This window comes from Pandoraea thiooxydans, assembly GCF_001931675.1.
Taxonomy (GTDB): Bacteria; Pseudomonadota; Gammaproteobacteria; order Burkholderiales; family Burkholderiaceae; genus Pandoraea; species Pandoraea thiooxydans.
On sequence record NZ_CP014839.1, the window covers coordinates 2,656,419 to 2,677,914 of the forward strand.

At 59.4% G+C, this 21,496-nt stretch carries 23 protein-coding genes and 1 tRNA gene; 5 read left to right on the top strand and 19 right to left on the bottom strand.

Annotated features, from left to right (window positions below):
• Positions 1 to 61: 61 nt before the first annotated feature.
• The 5 genes from PATSB16_RS12165 to PATSB16_RS12185 all read left to right on the top strand — a co-directional run bounded on the left by PATSB16_RS12165 (position 62) and on the right by PATSB16_RS12185 (position 4,515).
• Positions 62 to 1,591 (top strand): 3-hydroxyacyl-CoA dehydrogenase, encoded by a 1,530-nt coding sequence (locus PATSB16_RS12165; RefSeq protein ID WP_047214385.1) that lies wholly within the window; start codon positions 62 to 64, stop codon positions 1,589 to 1,591.
• Between the two features lies 1 nt (position 1,592).
• Positions 1,593 to 2,372 (top strand): oxepin-CoA hydrolase, alternative type, encoded by a 780-nt coding sequence (locus PATSB16_RS12170; RefSeq protein WP_047214386.1) that lies wholly within the window; start codon positions 1,593 to 1,595, stop codon positions 2,370 to 2,372.
• Complete coding sequence (locus tag PATSB16_RS12175) at positions 2,369 to 3,127, top strand: histidine phosphatase family protein (RefSeq protein WP_047214387.1); 759 nt, start codon at positions 2,369 to 2,371, stop codon at positions 3,125 to 3,127. The genes PATSB16_RS12170 and PATSB16_RS12175 overlap by 4 nt, the downstream gene beginning before the upstream one ends.
• 204 nt (positions 3,128 to 3,331) lie before the next feature.
• Entirely contained in the window at positions 3,332 to 4,024 is a 693-nt protein-coding gene (locus PATSB16_RS12180) for a glutathione S-transferase N-terminal domain-containing protein (RefSeq protein WP_047214388.1), read from the top strand.
• 155 nt (positions 4,025 to 4,179) lie between these two features.
• Entirely contained in the window at positions 4,180 to 4,515 is a 336-nt protein-coding gene (locus tag PATSB16_RS12185; RefSeq protein ID WP_047214389.1) for a YegP family protein, read from the top strand.
• A 19-nt stretch (positions 4,516 to 4,534) separates the two neighbouring features.
• Here PATSB16_RS12185 and PATSB16_RS12190 read toward each other — a convergent pair whose 3' ends face one another.
• The 19 genes from PATSB16_RS12190 to PATSB16_RS12280 all read right to left on the bottom strand — a co-directional run bounded on the left by PATSB16_RS12190 (position 4,535) and on the right by PATSB16_RS12280 (position 21,461).
• Complete coding sequence (locus tag PATSB16_RS12190; RefSeq protein WP_237170229.1) at positions 4,535 to 5,011, bottom strand: MaoC family dehydratase; 477 nt, start codon at positions 5,009 to 5,011, stop codon at positions 4,535 to 4,537.
• A gap of 29 nt (positions 5,012 to 5,040) precedes the next feature.
• Complete coding sequence (locus PATSB16_RS12195) at positions 5,041 to 5,508, bottom strand: DUF1178 family protein (RefSeq protein WP_047214390.1); 468 nt, start codon at positions 5,506 to 5,508, stop codon at positions 5,041 to 5,043.
• Between the two features lie 109 nt (positions 5,509 to 5,617).
• Positions 5,618 to 6,205 carry an NUDIX domain-containing protein gene (locus PATSB16_RS12200; protein WP_047214391.1) on the bottom strand — a complete coding sequence of 196 codons (588 nt, stop codon included), beginning with the start codon at positions 6,203 to 6,205 and terminating at the stop codon, positions 5,618 to 5,620.
• Positions 6,206 to 6,241: 36 nt separating this feature from the next.
• The gene (locus tag PATSB16_RS12205) at positions 6,242 to 6,598 is read right to left on the bottom strand and encodes a DUF2818 family protein (protein WP_047214392.1); all 357 of its coding nucleotides are present in this window, start codon (positions 6,596 to 6,598) and stop codon (positions 6,242 to 6,244) included.
• Positions 6,559 to 8,031 carry an NADH-quinone oxidoreductase subunit NuoN gene (nuoN, locus tag PATSB16_RS12210; protein ID WP_047214393.1) on the bottom strand — a complete coding sequence of 491 codons (1,473 nt, stop codon included), beginning with the start codon at positions 8,029 to 8,031 and terminating at the stop codon, positions 6,559 to 6,561. The genes PATSB16_RS12205 and nuoN overlap by 40 nt, the downstream gene beginning before the upstream one ends.
• Positions 8,032 to 8,051: 20 nt before the next feature.
• On the bottom strand, positions 8,052 to 9,533 hold the full coding sequence (locus PATSB16_RS12215; protein ID WP_047214394.1) for an NADH-quinone oxidoreductase subunit M: 1,482 nt from the start codon (positions 9,531 to 9,533) through the stop codon (positions 8,052 to 8,054).
• Between the two features lie 16 nt (positions 9,534 to 9,549).
• Positions 9,550 to 11,574, bottom strand: a complete 2,025-nt coding sequence (gene nuoL / locus PATSB16_RS12220) for an NADH-quinone oxidoreductase subunit L (protein WP_047214395.1) — start codon at positions 11,572 to 11,574, stop codon at positions 9,550 to 9,552.
• An 18-nt stretch (positions 11,575 to 11,592) separates the two neighbouring features.
• Positions 11,593 to 11,904, bottom strand: a complete 312-nt coding sequence (gene nuoK, locus PATSB16_RS12225; protein ID WP_206093647.1) for an NADH-quinone oxidoreductase subunit NuoK — start codon at positions 11,902 to 11,904, stop codon at positions 11,593 to 11,595.
• A 9-nt stretch (positions 11,905 to 11,913) separates the two neighbouring features.
• Complete coding sequence (locus PATSB16_RS12230; RefSeq protein WP_047214396.1) at positions 11,914 to 12,543, bottom strand: NADH-quinone oxidoreductase subunit J; 630 nt, start codon at positions 12,541 to 12,543, stop codon at positions 11,914 to 11,916.
• A gap of 60 nt (positions 12,544 to 12,603) precedes the next feature.
• The gene (gene nuoI, locus PATSB16_RS12235) at positions 12,604 to 13,092 is read right to left on the bottom strand and encodes an NADH-quinone oxidoreductase subunit NuoI (protein ID WP_206093701.1); all 489 of its coding nucleotides are present in this window, start codon (positions 13,090 to 13,092) and stop codon (positions 12,604 to 12,606) included.
• A gap of 25 nt (positions 13,093 to 13,117) precedes the next feature.
• Positions 13,118 to 14,182: an NADH-quinone oxidoreductase subunit NuoH gene (gene nuoH / locus PATSB16_RS12240; RefSeq protein WP_047214398.1), complete on the bottom strand. Its 1,065-nt coding sequence runs from the start codon at positions 14,180 to 14,182 to the stop codon at positions 13,118 to 13,120.
• Entirely contained in the window at positions 14,179 to 16,503 is a 2,325-nt protein-coding gene (nuoG, locus tag PATSB16_RS12245; RefSeq protein ID WP_047214399.1) for an NADH-quinone oxidoreductase subunit NuoG, read from the bottom strand. The genes nuoH and nuoG overlap by 4 nt, the downstream gene beginning before the upstream one ends.
• A gap of 22 nt (positions 16,504 to 16,525) precedes the next feature.
• Positions 16,526 to 17,827, bottom strand: coding sequence for an NADH-quinone oxidoreductase subunit NuoF (gene nuoF / locus PATSB16_RS12250; RefSeq protein WP_047214400.1), 1,302 nt, complete (start codon positions 17,825 to 17,827; stop codon positions 16,526 to 16,528).
• Complete coding sequence (gene nuoE / locus PATSB16_RS12255; protein WP_047214401.1) at positions 17,824 to 18,321, bottom strand: NADH-quinone oxidoreductase subunit NuoE; 498 nt, start codon at positions 18,319 to 18,321, stop codon at positions 17,824 to 17,826. Before nuoE ends, nuoF begins: the two co-directional genes overlap by 4 nt.
• A gap of 160 nt (positions 18,322 to 18,481) precedes the next feature.
• Entirely contained in the window at positions 18,482 to 19,735 is a 1,254-nt protein-coding gene (locus tag PATSB16_RS12260; protein WP_047214402.1) for an NADH-quinone oxidoreductase subunit D, read from the bottom strand.
• Between the two features lie 9 nt (positions 19,736 to 19,744).
• Positions 19,745 to 20,344 (bottom strand): NADH-quinone oxidoreductase subunit C, encoded by a 600-nt coding sequence (locus PATSB16_RS12265; RefSeq protein WP_047214403.1) that lies wholly within the window; start codon positions 20,342 to 20,344, stop codon positions 19,745 to 19,747.
• Positions 20,345 to 20,356: 12 nt separating this feature from the next.
• Positions 20,357 to 20,836 (bottom strand): NuoB/complex I 20 kDa subunit family protein, encoded by a 480-nt coding sequence (locus PATSB16_RS12270; protein ID WP_047214404.1) that lies wholly within the window; start codon positions 20,834 to 20,836, stop codon positions 20,357 to 20,359.
• 50 nt (positions 20,837 to 20,886) lie between these two features.
• The gene (locus tag PATSB16_RS12275) at positions 20,887 to 21,246 is read right to left on the bottom strand and encodes an NADH-quinone oxidoreductase subunit A (protein ID WP_047214406.1); all 360 of its coding nucleotides are present in this window, start codon (positions 21,244 to 21,246) and stop codon (positions 20,887 to 20,889) included.
• Between the two features lie 130 nt (positions 21,247 to 21,376).
• Positions 21,377 to 21,461 (bottom strand) — tRNA-Leu (locus PATSB16_RS12280).
• Between the last annotated feature and the right edge of the window lie 35 nt (positions 21,462 to 21,496).

Here is a 21,496-nt window from a genome sequence, read left to right on the forward strand (position 1 = left end):
GAGCCAGCCACGATAGAATCGAACAATTGACCGATTCTAACCTCCTCCGTAGTCGCACATCATGAGTTCTCCCTCTAATGCCATTCAAACGCTGGGGCTCGTCGGCACCGGCGCCATGGGGCGCGGTATTGCCCAAATCGCCGCACAAGCCGGGCTCACCGTGAAGCTTTACGACGCCAATCCGGCGGCTGTCGACGCGGCCCTTGGCGCCCTGCGAGATACGCTCGACAAACTGGCGGCCAAGGGCAAAGTGACTCCCGAACAGGCCAAGGCCGCGCTCGAACGCCTGCATCCGTGCACCCAGCTCACCGAACTGGCCGGCTGCCAGCTGGTGATCGAGGCCATCGTCGAGCGCCTTAACGTCAAGCGCGATCTGTTCAAGCAATTGGAAGGCATCGTTGCGCACGACTGCGTCCTGGCCTCCAATACGTCGTCGTTGTCGATCACGGCGATTGCCGCGGCGTGCGCCAAGCCTGAGCGGGTCGCTGGCTATCACTTCTTCAACCCGGTGCCGCTGATGAAAGTGGTGGAAGTCATCGACGGCCTGCGCACCGAGCGCGCCGTCGGCGACGCCCTGATGGCTCTCACCCGCACGCTCGGCCATACGCCTGTGCGCGCCAAGGATATGCCGGGATTCATCGTCAACCACGCCGGGCGCGGCATGAATACCGAAGGGCTGCGCGTGGCCAGCGAGGGCATCGCAGACTTTGCCACGGTCGACCGCATCATGCGTGAGCAGGCGGGTTTCCGGCTCGGCCCGTTCGAGCTGCTCGACCTCACGGCGCTCGATGTCTCGCATCCGGTGATGGAGTCGATCTATCATCAATTCTATGAGGAGGCCCGCTTCCGTCCGTCGCCGATCACCGCGGTACGTCTGGCCGGCGGCCTGGTCGGACGCAAGGCGGGTGAAGGGTTCTACCGCTATGTCGACGGCAAACAGCAGGTGCCGGCAGAGGCGCCGGTGCCTGGCGTGCAGCCGACACGCGTTTGGGTCAGCCGCGCCGACGCGCGCGCTCACGAGGCAACGATGCAGTTGCTCGGCAAGCTTGGCGCCACCATTGATCAAGGCGAGCGCCCCGCGGACGATGCGCTTATCATCGTTACGCCGCTGGGGCTGGACGCCACCACCTGCGCGGTCGAACAGCAACTGGATGCGCAGCGTACCGTCGCGCTCGACACGCTGTTTCCGTTGCTCGAGGCCAAGCGTCGCACCCTGATGACCACGCCGGTCACGTGTCCCGAGGTGCGCGACGCAGCGCATGCACTGTTTGCCAAGGATGGCGTGCCTGTCAGCGTGATTCGCGATTCGGCCGGGTTCGTTGCGCAACGCATGGTGGCGACGATCGTCAACATCGGTTGCGATATCGCTCAACAACAGATTGCGTCGGCACAGGATATCGACCGGGCCGTCACCCTTGGGCTCGGTTATCCGCGCGGCCCGCTGGCCCTTGGCGATGCTCTCGGCGCTGGCGAAATCGTGACGATCCTGCGCAATATGCAGGGTTTCTACGGCGACCCGCGTTACCGGCCGTCGCCCTGGTTGACCCGCCGCGCGCAGCTCGGCGTTTCGCTACTGACCGAAGAGAGCTGATATGAGCGCCGAACTGCTGGCTGAACGGGTCGATCAGACCCTGGTCCTGACGCTGTCCAACCCGGGAGCGCGCAATGCCCTGCATCCCAGCATGTATGCGGCCGGCATCGAAGCGATCGTCACCGCCGAGCGCGACGCGTCGGTGCGAGCGATCGTACTGACCGGGGCCGATAATTTCTTTTGCGCGGGCGGCAACCTGAACCGCCTGCTGGAAAATCGCGCCAAGGACAAGTCGGTGCAGGCCGAAAGCATCAATCGGCTGGCCGAATGGGTTGAGGCCATCCGCACCTGCCCCAAGCCGGTGATCTGCGCGGTCGAAGGCGCCGCCGCAGGTGCCGGCTTTTCGCTGGCGCTGGCCTGCGATTTGCTGGTTGCCGCCGATAACGCCAAATTCGTCATGGCATACGCCAAGGTTGCTCTGACGCCGGACGGCGGCGGCTCCTGGTTTCTCAGCACCGCGCTGCCGCGCCAATTGGCCACCGAGATCCTGCTCGAGGGCAAGGCCATCGACGCACAGCGGATGGCTGGCGCCGGCTTGGTCAATCGCGTGGTCAAGCCCGGCGAGGCGCGCGATGCGGCGCTGGCGTGGGCCGAACAGCTAAGCCAGTTGTCGCCTCATGCGCTCGGCCGCATCAAGGCGCTGATCGAGGCGGGGCCCGCCAACACCCTGCGCCAGCAGTTGGAGCTCGAGCGCGATAATTTCATCGAGGCGCTGCAACATCGCGACGGTCTGGAGGGCATCAGCGCATTCCTGGAAAAGCGTCCGGCGCAATACAAATGACGAAGACTCCATTGACGAATTCGGGCGTGCCGCTCGATGCCGAGGCTTACGCGCCGCCCAGGCGTCGCCGCATTTATCTGATGCGACATGGCGCGGTGACTTATTTCGACGACAGCGGCAAGCCCATCGTGCCGGAGAGCGTTCCCCTCAATGCCACCGGCCGTGCGCAGGCCCGCGCCGCCGGCGAGCTGTTTGCCGCGCAGGCGATTCGCTTCGATCGTGTCATCGTCAGCGGCTTACCCCGCACGATCGAAACGGCCCAACACGTGCTTGCTGAAATCGGCCAGGACATCGCGCTCGAGTCCTGGCCGGAATGGCAGGAAATCCGCGGCGGCCGGCTCTCCGAGATTGCCCCGCAGGATATCCATGCGGCATTCGTCGGCGCGTTCGACGGCGTTGCCCCGGAAGATCGCCGCTTCCTGGGCGGCGAAACGGTCGGCCAACTGCTGGACCGGATTTTGCCGTCGATCGCCAAGCTGCGCGCCGATCCGCACTGGGACACCGTGCTGCTGGTGCTGCACGGCGGCGTCAATCGCGTAATCCTTTCGCATGCGATCCATCCGACGCAACGCCTGTTCATCGGTCAATTGGCACAGGCAGCCGGTTGCATCAATGCGCTGGACGTGGGTGAAGCGCCCCACGACTGGGTCGTGCGGATGCTGAATTTTTCGCCGCCAGCGCCGCTGCATCGCGACATGCGACAGACCATCATGGAAACCATGTTCCAGGAATATCTCCGCCACCGCACGCGTTGAGCTCGCGGCGAACCTCCCTGCACCGCTTACCCCCCTCGCCCGATGGAAACGCGCGCCCGACGCGGCGCCCTGCACGGGTGGTGTTTCTGTGGTGTAATTTTCTGCACACGGCCCATCCGGCACCGTGACTGTCTTGCGATTCGCCGTGGCGCGACGCGCAGGTCAAACTCCCGCCCCGACGCTGAAAAATTCAAGGAGGTTCAATTGATTGAGCTCTATTCCTGGGCCACGCCCAATGGCCATAAAGTGCATATCATGCTGGAGGAATGCGGATTGCCCTACCGGGTGCATGGGATCGATATCGGCGCGGGAGATCAATTCAAGCCCGAGTTTCTGGCGATTTCACCTAACAACAAAATTCCCGCTATCGTCGATCCTGATGGTCCGGACGGCAAACCGATCTCGATTTTCGAATCCGGCGCGATTTTGCTATACCTTGCCGGCAAAACCGGCAAATTTCTGCCCGCCGACGTACGCGGCAAATATGAGACGCTGCAGTGGCTGATGTTCCAAATGGGGGGCGTCGGACCGATGTTGGGACAGGCCCACCATTTCCGCATTTATGCGCCGGAGAAAATCGACTACGCGGTCAATCGTTACACCAATGAGGCCAAGCGCCTCTACGGCATACTCGATAAACGTCTGGGGGAGGTGCCCTACGTGGCGGGCGACACTTACACGATTGCCGATATGGCCATCTGGCCGTGGCTGCGCTCCTGGAAAAACCAGGGCGTCGAGCTGGAGGATTTCGCCAACGTCAAACGATGGTTCGACATCATCGAAGCCCGCCCGGCGGTGCAGCGCGGCGTTAAAGTGCTGGCCGATGCGCGCAAGGCTTTGCAGGATGACAAAGCCAGGGAAATCCTGTTTGGCGCAACCCAATACGCGCGCCGCTGAATGGCGCCCGGGGCACTTGCGAGGCCTGGCATTATCTTTACAAAAGGAAACATTTTAGCGGCCTGCCAAGCCACATGCCGATGCTAAGCTGGGGACTGTTTTCGCAGCCCCCAGCAGCCGAGCGGCCTGGGATTTGACGATTCACAGACGGACTTATGTCGGGAACCTTCGAACTCAGACGCGCCGCCAACGGCGACTTCACCTTCCGCCTCGTGTCGAGCCAGGGACAGATCATCGTATCGAGTGCAAACTACAAGGCACGCGCATCTGCACGCAACGGGATCGCGTCGGTACGCAAAAATGCTTTGGAAAGCGGCCGTTACGAACGCAGGATTTCAACTGCCGGGCGACACTACTTCATTCTGAAAGCGCGTAACGGCGAGCCTATTGCACAAAGCCCGATGCTGGCATCCGATCAGGACGTGCAAGCCGCGATCGACTTACTGAAACAAACCGTAACGGAGGCGGATGTCGCGGACGTCTCGTTATGACACAGAAGCCCGGGAAGAGTCAGGCTGCAGCCGGGTAATAGCGAACAATCAGTTCGGCCACGCATACGGATTTGGGCGCGCCCTGGGCCTCGAACTCAGCACGCCAGACGACCTGAAAAGTTCGCTCGGGCAATTCGATGAGTTCGACGGACTGCAGGTGCAAATGAACACGGATACGGCTATCGACAAGCACCGGCGCCGGGAAGCGAACCCGGTTCAGGCCGTAGTTGACCGTCATTCGGGCATCGCGGATAGCGACCAGCCGGTCAAGCTGTGCCGGGAGTAGCGCTAGCGTCAGAAAACCGTGTGCGATCGTACCTCCGAATGGAGACTCCCGTCGCGCTCGCGCCGGATCGACATGAATCCATTGGCGATCGCCAGTGACATCGGCAAAGGCATCGATCAGCGCTTGGGACACGGTCAGCCAATCGCTGAGCGCGATCTCCTGACCCACCAATTGCGCCAGGGAATGTAATTCGATTTGCCGCTGAGCCACTGGGTCACTCCGAAAGGGCTGGGGCCCGATTACTGTAGCCGATCCTTGAAATCGGCGGGCAGCGGCAATGGCAGGACCTCGATGCCTTCGTCGATGAGTTCGGCTGCTTCCTCGGGCGAAGCCACACCGTGAATATTGCGCTCCGGTGTTTCCTGATAATGGATTCGCCGCGCTTCTTCGGCAAAGCGCTCGCCGACATCCTCGCTGTTGGCCATCACATGCCGCACCGCGCGCAGCCACAACTGCTGCAATTGCTGCTGGATCTGCCGCGCATCGCCTGCGCTTCGAGCGGCATCGGCAGAGCGCGCGGGTGCCTGTGTGTCGCGTTGCGTCGACAGGTTGAGGCGCGGCGCCGACGGCAAGCGCGTGACGGCCTCATCGCCGCACATCGGGCACGTAATAAGATGCCGCGCCTGCTGGTCGACGAAGTCTTCCTCCGAGGCAAACCAGCCTTCGAAAGTGTGGTCGTGCGCGCAGCGCAAATCGAGAACCTTCATGCTCGCATCAACGGATTAAAGTTGCATTATCACCGAAATGTCATTTTAACGTGGCCGCTCCCATGGACCCGACCGATCGCGGGCGGCGACCGCCGCCAACGACGCAACGTCATCCGGCGTCCGGTTCGGGCGACCACTGGCCGTCAAGAATTTTTTCAAGCCAGAATGCCCCAATGACCGTTTTCACGTCGCTGACTTGCCCGCAGCGAACCCAGTCGAGCAATTGGGTCGCGGGCATCGTGAAGGTCTCCAGAAACTCGCCGTCGTCCAGTTGTCGCTGGCCCGCGCTCAGATCGCGAGCGAGAAAAATATCGATGAATTCGGTGGAGTAGGAAATGACCGGATGGATACGCGTAATGCGCTGCCAGCGACCGGCGCTATAGCCGGTTTCTTCAAGCAGTTCGCGCTGGGCGCAGAATAGTGGCGACTCGTCGGCATCGAGCTTGCCGGCGGGAAACTCGCACATAACCTGGCGCAGCGGATACCGGAACTGCCGCTCCATCAGCACCTGTCCATCGTCGAACAGCGGGATGACCATCACCGCGCCAGGATGCTCGAGGAACTCCCGCGTGGCCTCCTTGCCATCCGGCAAGCGCACGCGATCTCGTTTGAGCGTCAGGAAGTTCCCCTCGAAGAGGGTTTCGCCATCGATGCGGGTTTCGATTAGCCCGCGTTCATGGGAGTGGATGTCGGGCATGATCGTCTCGTCACAGAGAGAAGCGTCGAGTCTGAATTAACGGTGCCGCCAGAGATAGCGATAAACGAAACCAGGAAACGCCAAGACCAAAAACATGCTCGCCGTGACCGCATAGAACTGCCAGCCCTGATGAAACACATTGCCGATGCGCGCTTCGATCACCCAGGCCAACAAGCCAACGACAAAATAAACGACGATCAGCTCAAGAAGCCGCAGCCAGGGGCTCTTCGTAATGCCGCCCAGCGGTATCAAGGCGAACAGGCGTTGATTGAGAAACGGCAGGTTGGCCCCGACCAGGGCCAACAGAATCACTAACCATCCGCCCGCAGATAGACTCACGCTTGCCCCGGTATTCAGGAGATCAGCGTGAGGTGAATGGTCCTCAGGCACCATTCCATCAACGAGCCCGGCAGCACGCCGAACCACAGCATCGCCAGGCCGTTGAGCGATAGCAGCACACGCATCGATCCAGTGCTTTGCAGGGCTTCGGTGTCGGTGGGTGCGTCGAAGTACATCAACTTGACCACGCGCAGATAATAGAAAGCCCCGATCAGCGAAGCCAACACCGCGACCACCGCCAACCAGACCATGCCAGCGTTGACAACCGCCTGCAGCACGGCAAGCTTGGCATAGAACCCCGCCATCGGCGGCACGCCAGCCAACGAGAACATCAGCATCAACATGACGAAGGCAAACCACGGGCTGCGCTGGTTAAGCCCCTTGAGGTCGTCGAGTTCGCTGCCCTCGAAGCCTCGGCGCGAGAGCAGCATGACGATGCCGAACGTGCCCAGCGTGGTCAGCACATAAATGATGCTGTAATACATTGCCGAACCGTATGCGCTGGCCACGCCATTGCTTTTGCCGTCGACCACGCCCGAGAGCATGCCGAGCAGCACGAACCCCATGTGCGAGATCGTCGAATAGGCGAGCATCCGTTTCAGGCTGGTTTGCACGATCGCGGTGAGATTACCGACCACGAGAGACAATACCGCGAGGATGACCAGCATTTGCTGCCAGTCGATCGCCAATGGCAACATACCCTCGACCAGCAAGCGCAACAGCAAGGCAAAGGCGCCGAGCTTGGGGGCAGCCGCAACCAGCAACGTGACAGGCGTGGGAGCCCCGTCATACACGTCGGGGATCCACATGTGGAATGGCGCCGCGCCAATCTTGAAAGCCAGGCCTGCGACGATGAATACGAGGCCGAACACCAGCACGATCTTGTTGACCGCGCCCGAGGCGATGACTTCGAAGACTTTCGACAATTCGAGCGACCCGGTGGCACCGTACATCATCGACATGCCGTACAGCAGGAAACCCGATGCCAATGCACCCAGCACGTAATATTTCATGCCGGCCTCAGTCGCCCGCGGCGACGTGCGCCAAAGAGCCACCAATGCATACAGCGACAACGACATCAGTTCTAACCCGAGATACAGCGTCAGGAAGCTGTTGCCGGAGATCATGACCGTCAGACCGAGCAATGAGAAAAGGCTCAGGACGAAAAAGTCCCCGCGGAACAATTGTCGTGCCTCGAGATAACGGCGGCCGTAGACGAACGTCAAGGCTGTCGCCAGACAACTCAACGATTTAAGCAGATTCGACATCGGATCGGCAACGAACAGATTGCTGAACAGATAGTGCGAATTGGGGTCACCGGTATTCACGCCGTACCAGACAGCCAGCACGGCGGTCGTCGCGACAGACAGGCCATAGGTGATGCCGCGGCGAGCGTCGGAGATGAAGATGTCGAGCATCATGATCAAAAAGATCATGAGCAGCAGGAAAAACTCCGGCAAGATCGGCGCCAAATTCAGGTTTTGCATGATCGTTCTCTCCTCCTCTTTTACGGCAGTTTCGATTGCGCCACGTGGGCGAGGAGGTTAACCACGGAAGATTGCATCGTATCGGTAAAGGTCTTTGGATAAATACCCATGAACAACACCAGCACAGCCAGTACCGCCAACATGAAGAATTCACGAGCGCCGATATCTTTCATGGCGGCGACCCGCTCATTGGCCACCGCGCCGAACACCACGCGCTTGTACATCCACAGCGAGTAAGCGGCGCCGGTGATCAATGTCGTTGCCGCCAGCAATCCGATCCAGAAATTCAACTTGACCGCGCCCAGAATCACCAGGAATTCGCCCACGAATCCCGAGGTGGCAGGCAAACCGCTATTGGCCATCGCAAACAGCATGAACAGCATCGCAAACTTCGGCATGGTGTTGACGACACCGCCGTAATCGGAGATTTGGCGACTGTGCAAGCGGTCATACATCACGCCGATGCACAGGAACATCGCCCCGGAAACGAATCCGTGGGAAATCATCTGCACAATCGCGCCTTGCATGCCGATCTCGCTGAACATGAAAAAGCCGAGCGTGACGAAACCCATGTGGGCGATCGACGAATACGCCACCAGCTTCTTCATATCGGTCTGCACCAGCGCCACCAGCCCGATGTAGACGACCGCAATCAGCGAAATGGCGATGATGAAACCCGACAGATAGTGGCTCGCATCAGGCGTGATCGGCAGCGAGAAGCGCAGGAAACCGTACGTGCCGAGCTTGAGCATGATCGCCGCCAGCACGACCGAGCCGCCCGTCGGTGCTTCCACGTGGGCGTCCGGCAGCCATGTGTGAACCGGCCACATCGGCACCTTGACGGCAAAGGCGAGGAAGAAAGCGATGAACAGCAATATCTGCACGTTCATCGGCAGCGGCAGCTTGTACCACGTGGCCAAATCGAAAGTGCCGGACTGGTTGTACAGATAAATCAGGGCCACCAGCATCAGCAGCGAGCCCATCAGCGTGTACAGGAAGAACTTGAACGCCGCATACACGCGATTCGGGCCGCCCCAGACCCCGATGATGATGTACATCGGGATCAGCGTGGCCTCGAAGAAGACGTAAAACAGCAGGCCGTCCATCGCGCAGAATACGCCGATCATGAGACCGGAAAGAATCAGGAACGACGCCATGTACTGGGCGACCCGCTCCGTGATGACTTCCCATCCTGCGACCACCACGAGCACGGTGATCAGCGCGGTCAACACCACCAACCACAGCGAAATACCGTCGATGCCGAGGTGATAGGTGATGTGAAACCGATCAATCCACGCCGTCTGCTCGATGAACTGCATCGCCGGGGTCGACGGATCGTAGCCCGAGATCAGCGGCAGCGTAACCAGGAAACTCACCACGGCGCCCAATAGCGAGAGCGTGCGAACCGTGCCGGGGTTGCGGTCGGACCCGACAACCAGGACTGCGATGCCGAACAGGATGGGCAGCCAAATGGCCAGACTCAGAAGCGGTAGCGATTGCATTTGTTATTGCTCCCCCTTATTTGCTCAAGGTGACAAACAAGGTCAGGAGTCCAAGCATGCCGATAATCATGGCGAAAGCGTAGTGGTAGATATAACCGGACTGCATGAAGCGGATGACACCGGCAAACCAGCCAACCAGCCGGGCGCTGCCATTGACGAGCGCGCCATCGATCACCCCTTGGTCGCCCCCTCGCCACAGACCGCGACCGATCTTGAGCGCGCCGTTGGCGAACACCACTTCATTGATCTTGTCCATGTAGTACTTGTTATCCAGCAGCTTGTACAGGCCCGAGAAGCGCCGCGCGAGGGCCTCCGGAATATCGGGCCGCTTCAGATAGAAGAACCAGGTCACGACGACACCGGCAATCGACAACCAGACGGGCAGCGTGGTGAACGAGTGCAGCGCCATCGGCAGCCAACCGTGGAAGTCTTCGGTAATGGCGGCCATCGCCGGATGGTTCGGCGCAATGAAGATGACATCCTTGAAAGCCACGCCGTGCTGGAACAGGTTGGAGAACAGCATCGGTTTGATGGCAATTGCACCGAGCACCACCGACGGAATCGCCAGCAGGATCAGCGGCAGGGTCACCACCCAGGGCGTTTCATGAGGCTCGTGCGCGCCATGATGCGCGTCATCGCCGTGATGCGCATGATCGTCGTGGTGATGAGCGAGCTTGCGGAAGCGCTCCTCGCCATGAAACACCAGGAAGTACAGGCGGAACGAGTAGAACGCGGTGACGAACACACTGGCCACGACGGCGAAATAAGCGAAACCCGAGCCAGGCAGGTGCGACGCGGCGACCGCCTCGATGATCGAGTCCTTCGAATAAAAACCGGCGAAGAACGGCGTACCAATCAGCGCCAGGGACCCGACCAGCGACGTGATCCATGTGATGGGCATGTATTTGTAGAGCCCGCCCATGTGACGGATATCCTGGTCGTGATGCATGCCGATGATGACCGACCCGGCGCCCAGGAACAGCAACGCCTTGAAGAAAGCATGCGTCATCAGGTGGAACATCGCCACCGGGTAAGCCGAGGCACCCAGCGCCACGGTCATGTACCCGAGCTGCGACAGCGTCGAGTAAGCGATCACGCGCTTGATGTCGTTCTGGATCATGCCGAGGAAGCCCATGAACAACGTCGTGATCGCCCCGATGACGAGGATCAGCGACAGCGCAGTATCGGAGAGCTCGAACAGCGGCGACATGCGACTGACCATGAAGATGCCCGCGGTCACCATGGTGGCCGCGTGAATCAGTGCGGAAATCGGAGTCGGGCCTTCCATCGAGTCAGGCAACCACACGTGCAGCGGAAATTGCGCCGACTTACCCATCGCACCGATGAACAGGCAAATGCAGGTCACGGTAATCAAATGCCAGTCGGTGCCGGGAAACGACAGCGCCGCCAGATCGTTGGCCTTGGCGAATACGTCGCTGTAGTTCAATGAGCCGGTATAGGCCAGCACCAGGCCGATCCCCAGCAGGAAGCCGAGGTCGCCGACGCGATTGACCAAAAAGGCTTTCAGGTTGGCGTAGATTGCCGTCGGGCGCGTGTACCAGAAACCGATCAACAGATAGGAGACGAGACCCACCGCTTCCCAGCCGAAAAACAGCTGGAGGAAGTTGTTGCTCATCACCAGCATCAGCATCGAGAAAGTGAACAACGAAATATACGCGAAGAAGCGCTGATAGCCGGGATCGTCCGACATGTAACCAACGGTGTAGATGTGCACCATCAGCGACACGAAGCTGACCACGCACATCATGATCACGGTAAGGATGTCGACCAGGAAGCCGACCTCGAACTTGATCGATCCGATCTGCGCCCATTGGTAAATGGTGCCGTTGAAACTGGCACCGTTGAGCACGTCGACAAAGGTCATTGCCGATAGGACGAAAGCGACCAGCACGCCAAGGATGGTGACGGTGTGGGCTCCTGAGCGGCCGATTTGCTTGCCGAACAGACCGGCCAACACCGCCCCTGCCAGCGGCGCCAGCGGAATCGCGAGCAACAGGTTGGGATTGAGTGTAGTTGCCATAACAGCGTTCGCTTTTTATTAACCTTTGAGCTGGTCGAGATCTTCGACATTGATCGTATCGAGCTTACGGAACATAGTGACCAGAATGGCCAGCCCGATGGCGGCTTCCGCCGCCGCGACCGTAAGAATGAAGAACACAAACACCTGCCCCGCCATGTCACCGAGATAGTGAGAGAACGCGATGAAATTGAGGTTGACCGAGAGCAGCATCAACTCGATGGCCATCAGCAGCACAATCACGTTCTTTCGGTTCAGGAAAATACCGACGATGCTGATGGCGAACAGAATCGCGCCAAGCACCAGATAATGCGCAAGCGACAACGACAACATGGGGCCTCCTTATTCCGATGCCGGCGTGTCGCCGGTGCCTTGCCGCGCTTCCGCCGGCATCGATACCAGCCGCACGCGGTCCTGGCGGCGCACCTTCACTTGACGGCTCGGCTCGGTCTGTTTGTGATCCTTGCGCGAGCGCATCGTCAAGGCAAGCGCCGCCACGATGGCAACCAGCAGCACCAGGCCCGCGACCTCGAAGGCAAATATGTAATTTGTGTAGAGCAGACGTCCCAACGCCTGCGTATTCGGAACGTCGGAATTTGCCATGGCGTGCACCGGCGCGTGGGTCGCGCCGTAGCCTCGCATCAGCACCAAGGCCGACTCGACGATGATGATCGCGCCGACCAGGCTCGCCATCGGCACGAAGCGCCGGAAGTCGCGGCGTAACGCGTCGATGTTGATGTCGATCATCATCACCACGAACAGGAACAGCACCATGACCGCGCCGACGTACACGACCACCAGCATGATCGACAGAAACTCGGCCTGCAGCAGCATCCAGATGGCGGCTGCATTGAAGAACGACAGCACCAGAAAGAGTGCCGACTGAACAGGATTGCGCGCGGTCACGACCTTGAGGGCCGAGATCACCAGGATCAGCGCAAACACATAGAAGAGAAAGGTTGTGAATTCCATAATCACCGGACTGTCACCGAACTTAGCCTACGGAGTACCAAAGGTGAGACGTTCTGCATCTCAACGGTACGGAGCATCGGCCGTTCTGGCCGCCGCGATTTCTTTTTCATACCGGTCGCCGACGGCGAGCAGCATCTCCTTGGTGAAGTACAGATCGCCCCGCTTCTCGCCGTGATACTCGAGAATGTGGGTCTCGACAATGGAATCCACCGGACAGCTTTCCTCGCAGAAGCCGCAGAAAATGCACTTGGTCAGATCGATGTCATAACGTGTGGTGCGGCGCGTGCCGTCGTCCCGCACGTCGGACTCGATGGTGATGGCCACCGCCGGGCACACCGCTTCGCACAGCTTGCAGGCGATGCAGCGCTCTTCCCCATTGGGGTAGCGGCGTAATGCATGCAGCCCGCGAAAGCGCGGCGACAGCGGCGTCTTTTCTTCCGGAAACTGAACGGTGATCTTACGCGCGAACGCGTAGCGCCCGGTCAGGGCCAGTCCCTTGAACAGCTCGACAAGCAAGAAGCTGCCAAAAAAATTCTTGATTGCGCTCAGCATCGCATTCCCCCAGTTTTTCCCATCACTTCCAGATATTCCACGGCGACATGATCCAGAAGCCGACCACGAGCAGCCAGAACATCGTCAGGGGTAAAAACACTTTCCAGCCGAGGCGCATGATTTGGTCATAGCGATAACGCGGAAAGGTCGCGCGCACCCAAATGAACACCGACAGCAACAGAAAGACCTTGAAGGCCAACCAGAAGATACCCGGAATGAATGACAGGAAGCCGAACGGCGCGCTCCAGCCCCCCAGAAACAGTACCGAGGCCAGCGCCGAAATGACGATCATGTTGATATATTCGGCAAGGAAGAACAGCGCAAAACCCATGCCCGAATATTCGATCATATGACCGGCGACGATTTCCGATTCGCCCTCGACCACGTCGAACGGATGGCGGTTGGTTTCCGCAATGCCCGAGACGAAATACACGACGAACATCGGCAACAGCGGCAGCCAGTTCCAGGACAGCAGATTCAGACCCATGCCAGCGAAAATGCCGCGCTCCTGCGAGTGGACGATGTCCGACAGATTCAGCGTGCCAGACGTCATCAACACGGTCACCAGCGCAAAGCCCATGGCGATTTCGTAGGAAATCATCTGCGCCGAAGCCCGCATTGCGCCGATAAACGCATACTTCGAGTTCGATGACCAGCCCGCCAGAATCACACCGTAGACGCCCAACGACGAGATCGCCAGCACATACAGCAACCCGGCGTTGATGTTGGCCAGCACCATTTTCGATTGAAATGGAATCACTGCCCAGATCGCAAAAGCGGGCATCACGGCCATCACCGGCGCGATCGCATAGACCCATTTGGTCGCCTGGGTCGGCGTAATGACTTCCTTGAGCAACAATTTCAGAACGTCGGCGATCGGTTGCAACAACCCTCGCGGCCCGACTCGGTTCGGTCCGATCCGCACATGCATCCAGCCGATCAATTTGCGTTCCCAGAGAATCAGATAGGCAACGCACAGCAGCAAAACGACTGCGACCACCAGAATACGCACCAGTGCCCACACCGTCGGCCAGGCCGCACCGAGCCACTCCTGACCGTGCGATGTAATGATGTCAACCAGACTCATTGCGCCTTCTCCACCTTGATTTGGCCGAACATCGGGCCCAGTGCCGCTCCAGCCGGCGTCGCGGACGACACCCGCACCGTGTTGGATGGCAGTGCCGCATCCCGTGCCGCGGGCAGCGTCGTCACGCACTCGCCTTGGCGCACTGTAACGGCATCCCCTTCGTTGATGCCCAGGCTGTCGAACAACTCAGCGGGCAACGATGCAACCATCGCGCGTCGGGCGTCGTTCGTCAGGTGCAACGAGGGCGCCCGCCGCACCAGCGCATCGGCGTGATATATCGGCACATCGGCGATGCGCTCGAGGTCGTTGGATTGCGAGGCGGTAGCCGCGATGGATGCGGACGTAGCATTGCTCAGCGCGGTGTTCATGTCGATCGCCGACAGCACTTCATCGCGCACCTGCTCCGGCGTTTCATAATCAAACCCGGAAAGTTTCAGCAGATTCCCGAGCACACGCAATACTTTCCATGCCGGACGGGTTTCACCCAACGGACGGACGACGCCGTTGAAGCTCTGCGCGCTGCCCTCGCAATTGACGAAGGTGCCCGCCGTCTCCGTGAACGGTGCCACCGGCAACAGGACATCGGCGTAATCTGCTGCAGCGGTATTTTTGTACGGCGACAGCACCGCAACCATTTTCGCGCCGCGCAACGCCTTCAATGTGGTCACAGGATCGGCGCTATCGAATTCGGGTTCTGCATGCAGCAGCACGTATGCCTGACGGGGTTTCTCGAGCAGTTCCTTCGCGCCCAACGGACTCACGGCGCGCGTGAGATAGCCGCCGACCGTGTTGGCCGCTTCGGTGAGAAACCCGAGTTTTGCGCCAGTAGCCTCGGCAATCCATTGCGCAAGCGCATGCAATTGGGCGAACTGCGGATGTTGAACCGCACTATTGCCAAGCATCACGGCCCGGCGCTCGCCACTGAGCAGCGCATCGGCAATTCGACGTGCACGCTGGCTGGGCTCTGCATCGCTGAGCGCCGACGGCAGCGCGACGTCCTTGGCCGCGGCGACTGCCGCAGCAACGCCAGCGAGCTCGCTCGCCCATGCGCTCGGCGCGGCGATGATCTTGCCGGTCAGCGGAATCAACGGATCGTCGTCGCAAGCGTGCAGTACGCTCAATTTGCCACCGTTTTTTACCGCGTGACGCAAGCGGGCGGCGAGCAGCGGATGATCCTTGCGCAGGAACGAGCCGATCACGAAGGCGGCGTCGAGCCGCTCGACATCGGCAATCGCCATACCCAGCCAAGGCGCGCCCTTGAGTTGATTGGAAAAATCGCTTTGGCGCAGTCTGAAATCGACGTTGCTGCTGCCGAGGCCACGCACGAGTTTCTGCAGAAGATAAAGCTCTTCCAGCGTGGCGTGGGGCGTCGCGAGAGCCGCGATGCCGTCACTGCCATGTTCGCGCTGGATATCGGCCAACCCATGACCGAGGTATTCGAGTGCGGTCTGCCAGTCGACCTCATGCCACTGACCGCCCTGCTTGAGCATCGGCTTGGTCAGGCGTTCATCGCTGTTGAGACCTTCGTAGGAGAAGCGGTCCTTGTCCGAAATCCAGCATTCGTTGATGGCTTCGTTCTCGAGCGGCACGACGCGCATCACCTTGTTGTTCTTGACCTGAACCGTCAGATTCGCGCCCAGCCCATCGTGCGGGCTGACCGACTTGCGGCGAGACAATTCCCATGTCCGCGCGCTGTAGCGAAACGGCTTGGATGTGAGCGCGCCGACCGGGCACAGATCGATCACGTTGCCGGACAGCTCGGAATCGACCGTCTTGCCGACAAACGAAGTGATCTCGGAATGCTCGCCGCGCCCCAGCATGCCAAACTCCATGATGCCGGCGATTTCCTGACCAAACCGTACGCAGCGCGTGCAGTGGATGCAGCGGGTCATCTCCTCCATCGAGATCAGCGGCCCGACGTTCTTGTGGAACACCACGCGCTTCTCTTCCTGATATCGGGAGGCGGACTTGCCGTAGCCGACGGCGAGATCCTGCAACTGACATTCGCCACCCTGATCGCAAATCGGGCAATCCAGGGGGTGATTGATCAGCAGGAACTCCATCACGGACTGCTGCGCCTTGATGGCTTTTTCCGACTTGGTGCGCACGATCATGCCAGCGGCGACGGGCGTAGCGCAGGCCGGCACGGCCTTCGGCGCTTTCTCGATGTCGACCAGACACATGCGACAGTTTGCTGCAATCGACAATTTCTTGTGATAGCAGAAATGCGGGATATAAGTGCCGACTTTCTTGGCTGCCTGGATCACCATGCTGCCTTCGGACACTTCGACCTTTTGGCCGTCTATTTCGATTTCAACCATAGCGGTTCAGAGCCACGCTTTGTCAAAGAGAATGGGATGCGCCGACCATGCAACGCTTGTGCTCGACGTGGTACGCGAATTCGTCCCAGTAATGCTTCAGCATGCCGCGCACGGGCATCGCGGCGGCGTCACCCAACGCGCAAATGGTGCGTCCCATGATGTTTTCAGCCACCGAGTTCAGGAGATCCAGGTCTTCCTGACGCCCCTTTCCATGCTCGATGCGATTGACCACTCGCCACAGCCAGCCAGTGCCTTCACGACAAGGCGTGCACTGACCGCACGATTCCTCGTAGTAGAAATACGACAGGCGCAACAGCGAACGCACCATGCAGCGGGTTTCATCCATCACGATCACCGCGCCGGAGCCGAGCATCGACCCTGCCTTGGCGATCGAATCGTAGTCCATGTCGGTCTGCATCATCACGTCACCCGGCACGACCGGTGCCGAAGACCCGCCCGGAATGACCGCCTTGATCTTCTTGCCGCCGCGCATGCCGCCGCACAACTCCATCAGCTTGGAGAATGGCGTGCCCATCGGGATTTCGTAGTTGCCGGGGCGTTCGACGTCACCCGACACGGAGAAGATCTTGGTGCCGCCGTTATTCGGCTTGCCCATCTCCAGGTACTTCTGCGCGCCAACCGCCAGAATGAATGGCACTGCAGCGAATGTTTCAGTGTTATTGATCGTGGTCGGCTTGCCGTAAAGCCCAAAGCTCGCCGGGAATGGCGGCTTGAAGCGCGGCTGACCTTTCTTGCCTTCGAGCGATTCGAGCAGCGCCGTTTCCTCGCCACAGATGTAGGCGCCGTACCCATGGTGGGCGTGCAGTTGAAACGAAAATCCGGAGCCAAACAGATTGTCACCGAGGTACCCTGCGGCGCGAGCCTCTTCGAGCGCGCGTTCGAAGAGTTCATAGGTATCCCAGATTTCGCCGTGGATGTAGTTGTAGCCGACCGAGATGCCCATTGCGTAGGCGCCGATGGCCATCCCCTCGATCAGGGAATGCGGGTTGTAACGCAGGATGTCGCGATCCTTGAACGTGCCCGGCTCACCTTCGTCAGAATTGCAGACCAGATACTTCTGACCAGGGAACTGGCGCGGCATGAAGCTCCACTTCAGACCGGTCGGGAAGCCTGCGCCGCCACGGCCGCGCAAGCCGGACGCCTTGATATCGGCAATCACTTGCTCCGGCGGAATTTTTTCGGTGAGAATACGCCGCAGCTGTTGGTAGCCGCCGCGAGCGACGTAATCTTCCAGGTGCCAGTTCTCACCGTTCAATCCGGCCAGAATGAGCGGTTCGATATGGCGATCGTGCAAACTCGTCATGCCTTTTCTCCTCGATCCGCAGCCTTGAGTTCAGCAATCAGCGCATCGAGCTTTTCGTCGCTCATGAAACTGCACATACGCTTGTTGTTCACCAGCATCACCGGCGCGTCACCGCAAGCGCCCATGCATTCGCCTTCCTTCAGCGTGAACAGGCCGTCGGCCGTGGTCTCATTGAAGTCGATGCCGAGCTTCTGCTTGAGGTAATCGGCCGCGTGATCGCCGCGCGACAGCGCACACGGCAGATTCGTGCAAACGGTCAACTTGAATTTGCCGACCGGCGCAGTGTCGAACATGCCGTAGAACGTCGCGACCTCTTCGACCGCGATCGGCGGCATTTGAAGGTAACTGGCGACGAATTGCATGACCTCTGGCGACAGCCAGCCCTTTTCGTCCTGTGCGACCGCAAGTGCGGCCATCACCGCAGATTGCTTTTGCTCCGCCGGATACTTGGCGACGGCATGGTCGATTTTCTTTAGCGCTTCGGGAGAAAGCATTTCCGATCCGACTTGGTCTCTACTTAACGATTGCTCCGGCCGCAACGAAGCCGGCAATTGCGCTTTCGCGCGATTCCTGCCTCGTAGCTAATTGCTGGAACGGCATTGTTACGTCTTAGATACAACCGGGCGGACGAATCCATCGCCCACGCCCGCATTACTATCGGTCAATTTCACCGAACACGATGTCCTGCGTACCGATGATCGCCACCGCATCGGCGATCATATGCCCTCTAGCCATTTCGTCGAGCGCGGCCAGGTGGACAAATCCAGGTGCACGAATCTTCAGGCGATACGGCTTGTTGGCACCGTCCGACACCAAATAGATGCCGAACTCGCCCTTCGGATGCTCGATCGACGCATAGGTTTCGCCTTCCGGAACGTGGAAGCCCTCGGTGAAGAGCTTGAAATGGTGAATCAGCTCTTCCATGTTCGACTTCATGTTGACCCGTTTGGGCGGCGCGACCTTGTGATTGTCGATCATCACCGGACCGGGATTTTTGCGCAGCCAGTCGATGCACTGCTTGATGATGCGATTGGATTGCCGCATCTCTTCGACCCGCACCAGATAGCGGTCGTAACAGTCACCTTCGGAGCCGACCGGCACTTCGAATTCCATCCGGTCGTAGACCTCGTACGGCTGCTTCTTGCGCAAGTCCCAGGCAATCCCCGAGCCGCGCAACATTGCTCCGGTGAAGCCGAGCTGCAACGCGCGCTCCGGACTGACGACACCGATACCGACCAGACGCTGCTTCCAGATGCGATTGTCGGTCAGCAGCGTCTCGTATTCGTCGACATACTTGGGAAAGCGATTGGTGAAGTCCTCGATGAAATCGAGCAGCGAACCTTGGCGGTTCTCGTTCATCTTGCCGATCGCGCGGGCGTTATGCTGTTTCGATGCGCGATACTGCGGCATGGCATCCGGCAAATCGCGGTAAACGCCGCCCGGCCGATAATAGGCCGCGTGCATGCGCGCGCCCGAGACCGCCTCGTACATGTCGAACAGGTCTTCGCGCTCGCGGAATGCGTAAAGGAAAATCGCCATCGCACCGACGTCCAGGCCGTGCGATCCGATCCACATCAAGTGATTCATCAGTCGCGTGATTTCATCGAACATCACACGAATATATTGCGCGCGGATCGGCACTTCGATGTTGAGCAACTTCTCGATCGCCATCACATAGGCGTGCTCGTTGCACATCATCGAAACGTAATCGAGCCGGTCCATGTAGGGCACCGACTGGATGAATGTCTTCGACTCGGCCAGCTTTTCGGTCGCGCGATGCAGCAATCCGATGTGCGGGTCGGCGCGTTGAATCACTTCGCCGTCGAGTTCCAGCACGAGGCGCAGCACACCATGCGCCGCAGGGTGTTGCGGACCAAAATTCAGCGTGTAGTTCTTGATATCTGCCACGAGCGCACCTTAATGTTTCAATCCGCCGTACTCTTCCTCGCGGATCACGCGTGGCGTGATTTCCCGCGGCTCGATCGTCACCGGCTGGTAGATCACCCGCTGTTGCTCGGGGTCGTACCGCATTTCCACGTAACCGGACAACGGAAAGTCCTTGCGGAAAGGATGGCCGATAAAACCGTAGTCGGTCAAAATGCGGCGCAAATCCGGATGGCCTTCATAGACGATGCCCAGCAAATCGAACGACTCGCGCTCAAACCAGTTGGCGGAGCTCCAGATATCGACCATCGACGCCACGACGGGCAGATCGTCGTCCGGCGCGAAGACACGCACGCGAACCCGCCAGTTATGGGTAATGGAGAGCAATTGCACGACGGTGGCAAAACGCGGCCCATTCCAGGCGCCATCACCGAAGGCGGAGTAATCCAGCCCGCACAAATCGATCAGTTGTTCGAACTTCAGGCTCGGATCGTCGCGCAGCTTGAGCGCGACTTCGCGATAGTCGGCCGCCTTGACGATCAACGTCAACTGCCCCATTGACTCAGTCAGGTTCTGAATCGCGCCGCCCAATACGTTTTGCAGATTGCTTTTTAGTGTTTCGAGTTTCGACATGCGCGTCCCCGGTTATTTGCGCGCGATCGTGCTGGTTCGCTTGATCTTGGATTGCAGCTGAATGATTCCATAGACCAGCGCTTCAGCCGTCGGCGGGCATCCCGGCACGTAGACGTCCACCGGCACGATGCGATCACAGCCACGCACGACGGAGTACGAATAATGATAGTAGCCGCCGCCGTTGGCGCATGACCCCATCGAAATTACCCAGCGCGGCTCCGCCATCTGGTCGTAGACCTTACGCAACGCGGGCGCCATCTTGTTGCACAGCGTGCCGGCCACGATCATCACATCCGACTGTCGAGGGCTCGGGCGAAACACCACGCCGAAGCGATCCAGATCATAGCGGGATGCGCCTGCGTGCATCATTTCGACCGCACAGCAAGCCAACCCGAACGTCATGGGCCATAGCGACCCGGTGCGCGTCCAATTGATGAGCTTGTCAGCCGTGGTGGTGACAAACCCTTCGCGCAATACCCCTTCGATACTCATATGCTTTTCCAGATTTCCGCTGAAACGCCATTGCCTTACAGGCTACGCGCTCACTCCCAATCGAGTGCGCCACGCTTCCAGAGATAGATGAAACCGATCAGCAACTCGACCAGAAATACCACCATGGAAATGAAACCAGGCCAACCGATGTCGCGCAGTGCTGCGCCCCAGGGGAAGAGGAAGGCCGTTTCCAGGTCAAACAGGATGAACAGAATGGCGACGAGATAGTAGCGCACATCGAACTTCATGCGCGCATCTTCGAAAGCTTCGAAGCCGCATTCGTAGGGAGAGAGTTTTTCGCTGCCTGGATTGTTAGGCCCGAGGAATTTGCCCAAGCCAACCAGCGCAACACCCAGGCCGGTACCTACCAGAATAAAAAGCAGGACGGGAAAATAGGCTCCGAGGTTCAATGCAACCCTCTATCGGTTAGTTCACAAACCGCCCTACCTGGCCTGGGGACCGGCCGGTAGTACGGGACGGACAAAGCACAAAATAAAATGCCAGCCGGAGCGCATAAGCAAGGCTGGCATCGTAGAACTGTGGTGCCGACGATGAGACTCGAACTCATACGGCTTTCGCCACTACCCCCTCAAGATAGCGTGTCTACCAATTTCACCACGTCGGCATACATAGTCTGCAATTCGCAACCCCGAATCGCTT